The sequence below is a fragment of the Protofrankia sp. Cr1 genome (genome assembly GCF_963555865.1).
Lineage (GTDB): Bacteria > Actinomycetota > Actinomycetes > Frankiales > Frankiaceae > Protofrankia.
Genome location: NZ_CAUVXO010000071.1, coordinates 1 through 4,069 on the forward strand (window position 1 = coordinate 1; position 4,069 = coordinate 4,069).

The window sequence follows — 4,069 nt, forward strand, 5'->3', positions numbered from 1 at the left end:
TCGGGCGCAGCCGGCTCGGGTGGGGAACGCCGGGCGGCGGGGACAGGGCGCGGCACCGAACCGTCGCCCGACCCGGCTGTCCGTTTCGCTCCGGCGGGCGGTCTGCCGGCGTTCGGTCTACCGGCGTTCGGTCTACCGGCGTTACGACGGGTCATGCCTGCCTCAATCCCGTGCCTCAAGCCCCAGCGTGGCATCAACTACCGCTGCCGTGGGTTCACGGTACGACCCAGGTAGCAGGCGCCGTTGACGTACACGGTCACGGGGACGGGCGGCGGGCGGCGCCGAGCTCGCCCGTCCAGCGGCGCAGGAGGTTGTTCGGCACGCCGGCAGCGTCCAGAACCTTGCCGGCCACGAAGTCCACGAGCGCCTGCGCGTCGGCCGCGCCCGCGTAGAAGCCGGGGCTCGCCGCCGCCACGACCGCGCCCGCCTCGTGCAGCGACAGCATGTGTAACAGCGTCGAGCGGGTGAAGGGCATCTCCCTCGGGACGACGACCAGCGTGCGTCGTTCCTTCAAGGTGACGTCGGCGGCGCGTTGCAGCAGGTCCTTGGACAGGCCCAGCGCGATGCCGGCCACCGCCGCTGTGCTCGCCGGAACGACGATCATCCCCCTCGTCAGGTAGGAACCACTGCTCGGGCCGGCCGCGAGGTCACCGGGCGACCAGTGGCGGATCCAACCCTGCGCCGCTGCCCCCGACACACCGGCGGACGCGTCAACGTCAACGCCGAGCCAGCTGGCCAGCGACTGCGGCCAGGCGTTGTCCCGCCAGGCCAGGCCGGTCTCGTCGAGCAACGTGAGCCGGGCGGCCCGGGAGACGATCAGATCGATCGCCATACCGGCGTCCAGCAGCCCGCGCAGCACCGATGCCGCGTACGGCGTGCCACTCGCGCCGCTGACGCCCACCACCCATGGTCGCCGCGGTTCGCCACCGTCCATGTCGGCCTCCAGCCACGCCACGCCCACGCCACGCCCCACATCCCGCCCCGGTCACCAGGCCAGGCCACGCCCGGCCAGGTCGATGACGGCGAAGGCGAACAGGACGATACCGACGAAACCGTTCGCAGTGAGAAAGGCGCGGTTCACCCGCGACAGGTCGTCCGCGGACACGATCGCGTGCTCGTAACAGAACGCTGCCGCGGTCACGGCCAGACCCGCCCACCACCAGGCGCCGAAGTTCTCCATCAGCCCGAACATGACAAAGAGGGCGAACGTCAGGACATGGGTGACGATCGAGGCGGTCAACGCCGCCTGAACGCCGAAACGGGCCGGCACCGAACCCACGCCGATGCTGCGGTCGATCTCGGCGTCCTGGCAGGAATAGATCAGGTCGAAGCCGCCTATCCAGGCGCCGACAGCAACCCCGAGCACGACTCCCGCCCACGACCACCGGCCGGTGATGGCTATCCAGGCACCGATGGGCGCGACCGCCTGTGCCAGCGCAAGGACGGCATGCGGGAAGTTGGTGAACCGCTTGGAATAGGAGTAGACGACCAGTGGAATCACCGCGAGCGGCGCGAGCGCCAGACAGAGCCAGGACAGTGCCGCCGCGCAGGCGCAGAAGACCGCCAACGCGACGGCCGCACCAACGGTGGCTGTGCGCACCGAAACGACGCCGGTGACCAACTCGCGACCGGCCGTGCGGGGGTTACGTCCGTCGATCGTACGGTCGATGATCCGGTTGGTGGCCATCGCGAAGGTGCGGGCCGCGACCATCGCGACGGTCACCAGCCCGAGGTCCGACCAGTGCACCGAGCGGGAGACGTCAAAGGAGGCGGTGAGCGCGGCGACGTAGGCGAACGGCAGGGCGAACACCGAATGCTCGATCACCACCACCCGCAGGAAGGCGCGAACCGGGCCGTCGGGCGCCGGGGCAGGCCCCGACATCCCCGGCGCAACTACCGCTTCACTCACCAGCGATCAACTCCATCCACCGCACCGCCCATCGGAGACCGGAGACCGGAGACCGGAGACCGACAGCATCCCGGCCATGGGCACCACTCACAGTCCGTACTTTTTCCAGCGCCGGGTGACCAGATCCCTGGTTGCCTGATCCATCACGGCCTCCGCGGGCCAACCGCCCTCGCGACGGTATCCCTCGGTCGCGAGCTTGCGGGTGGCGTCCACGCCGATCTTCCCGCCGAAGAACTGCTCGTAGGACGCGTGGTCGAGGTGGTCGACCGGGCCGATCGTGGTCAGCAGGTCATGGGCGTAGTCGACGTTGCCGAACGCCCGCCAGGCCACCTCGGAGTAGTCGTGAACGTCACAGTCCGCGTCGACGACGACAACAAGCTTGGACAGTGACAGCAGCCCGGCGCCCCAGATCGCGTGCATGACCTTCTGCGCGTGCTTGGGATACCGCTTGTCGATCGAGACGATGGCGCAGTTGTGGAAGACGCCCTCGACCGGGAGGTCGTAGTCGACTATCTCCGGGATCATCATCCGGATCAGCGGGAGAAAGATCCGCTCTGTGGCCTTTCCGAGCGGCCCGTCCTCCTGCGGCGGGCGACCCACGACGATCGTCTGGAAGACCGGGTCACGCTGCATGGTCATCACATCGACCCGAAGCGCGGGGAACGGTTCGACCGGCGTGTAGAAGCCCGTGTGGTCGCCGAACGGCCCCTCCGGACGCCGTTGCCCAGGCTCAAGCCAGCCCTCCAGCACGATCTGGGCGTTCGCGGGCACCCGCAGCGGAACGCTCAGGCAGTCGACCATCTCGACCCGCTCGCCCCGCAGGAACCCGGCGAACAGGTACTCGTCGATCTCCGCCGGTAGTGGAGCCGACGCCGCATAGGTTACCGCCGGATCGCAGCCGAACGCGATCGCGACCGGCAGCTTCTCACCACGGCGCTCCGCCACGGCATGGTGGGCGTTGGAGTCCTTGTGGATCTGCCAGTGCATGCCGACCGTCTGGGCGTCGTGCCGCTGCAGCCGGTACAGGCCCAGGTTGCGTTGGCCCGTCTCGGGATGCTTGGTGTGGGTGAGTCCGAGGTTGAGGAAGACACCGCCGTCCTCCGGCCAGGAATGCAGCCCGGGCAACCGAAACAGGTCGACGTCCGAGCCCTTGAGCACGATGTCCTGGCAGGGGGCGGTGCGGACCGTGCGCGGTGGCACCGCACGCAGGGCCGCGACCTTGCCGAACACCTCGCGCAGGCCGGCGAACCCCACCGGCACCTCCGGCTTGAGCATGGCGGCGATCCGATCGCCGATCGCGTCGAGGCTGTCGGCTCCCAACGCCGCAGCCATCCGCTCCTGCGTCCCGAAGACGTTGATCGCCAATGGCATGTCGGCGCCGGTCGGCCGATCGAACAGCAACGCGGGTCCGCCCTCCCGGACAACCCGGGTGACGATCTCAGTGACCTCCAGGACCGGGTCGACCGGGACGCGGACGTGCCGCAGGTCACCGTGGCGCTCGAGGTGAGCGAGGAACGCGCGCAGATCCGCCCAGGCCATGGCCACCATCCTTGCAGCGGGCGGTGCGGGCGGGCGCATCATGGTTGGCGGTACCGTCGAACAACGACGGACATGGTGGACGGCAGACGGCCGGTACGGCACTGGCGGGTGATCAGCGCTTCGGTGCGGTCCCGACAGCCCGTACGGGCCCGGCGGATGGCGAGAGCAGGGAAAGGGGCGGCGGTACGGTGGTCGGCTTCGTACTGACGCTGGCACTTCTCGGATTCTGGATCTACGCGATTGTTGACGTGGCGCTGACCCCGCCAGCCTCGGTCCGCACGCTCCCCAAACTCGCGTGGATTGCGATCATTGTTCTGTTCGAGGTCGTCGGCGCCGTGGCATGGTTCCTGTTGGGCCGCCCACGCCGCGGCGCCGGTGCCGCGCAGAACAGTGACCACCCGGCGTGGGGCGGTCGCTCGCCCTGGACCGAACACCCCGGTGCCCGCTGGGGTGAGCGCAACAGGGTCTCCACCGAGCGCAGGTTTCCCTGGGCCCGCCGAGGCCCGACGCCGCCACCGGTCGCCCCCGACGACAACCCCGAGTTCCTGCGCGAGCTGTCCGAACGGATCCGCCGTGGGGACGGCGACGGCACGTCCCGGACCTGAAACCGTCAGCCGCTGG

At 69.5% G+C, this 4,069-nt stretch carries 4 protein-coding genes and 1 pseudogene; 2 read left to right on the forward strand and 3 right to left on the reverse strand.

Translation table 11 applies throughout. From position 1 onward, the window contains the following. A pseudogene (locus U9980_RS08815) lies at positions 1 to 234 on the forward strand (hypothetical protein); the annotation flags it as partial. Between the two features lie 22 nt (positions 235 to 256). Here the strand turns inward: U9980_RS08815 and U9980_RS08820 are convergent. The 3 genes from U9980_RS08820 to U9980_RS08830 all read right to left on the reverse strand — a co-directional run bounded on the left by U9980_RS08820 (position 257) and on the right by U9980_RS08830 (position 3,448). Beyond that, complete coding sequence (locus tag U9980_RS08820) at positions 257 to 934, reverse strand: UbiX family flavin prenyltransferase (protein WP_322767487.1); 678 nt, start codon at positions 932 to 934, stop codon at positions 257 to 259. Between the two features lie 51 nt (positions 935 to 985). Continuing rightward, positions 986 to 1,909: a menaquinone biosynthesis prenyltransferase MqnP gene (gene mqnP, locus U9980_RS08825; RefSeq protein ID WP_322748808.1), complete on the reverse strand. Its 924-nt coding sequence runs from the start codon at positions 1,907 to 1,909 to the stop codon at positions 986 to 988. Between the two features lie 87 nt (positions 1,910 to 1,996). Further along, positions 1,997 to 3,448: a menaquinone biosynthesis decarboxylase gene (locus U9980_RS08830; protein WP_322767478.1), complete on the reverse strand. Its 1,452-nt coding sequence runs from the start codon at positions 3,446 to 3,448 to the stop codon at positions 1,997 to 1,999. A gap of 23 nt (positions 3,449 to 3,471) precedes the next feature. On the opposite strand from U9980_RS08830, the gene U9980_RS08835 reads away from it, so the two are divergent. After that, entirely contained in the window at positions 3,472 to 4,053 is a 582-nt protein-coding gene (locus U9980_RS08835; RefSeq protein WP_322767479.1) for a PLD nuclease N-terminal domain-containing protein, read from the forward strand. The last annotated feature ends 16 nt before the right edge of the window (positions 4,054 to 4,069 follow it).

Coding starts and splice junctions, on each gene's coding strand:
- U9980_RS08830 (WP_322767478.1), bottom strand. CDS start 3,448: ATGGCCTGGGCGGATCTGCGCGCGTTCCTCGCTCACCTCGAGCGCCAC.
- U9980_RS08820 (WP_322767487.1), bottom strand. CDS start 934: ATGGACGGTGGCGAACCGCGGCGACCATGGGTGGTGGGCGTCAGCGGC.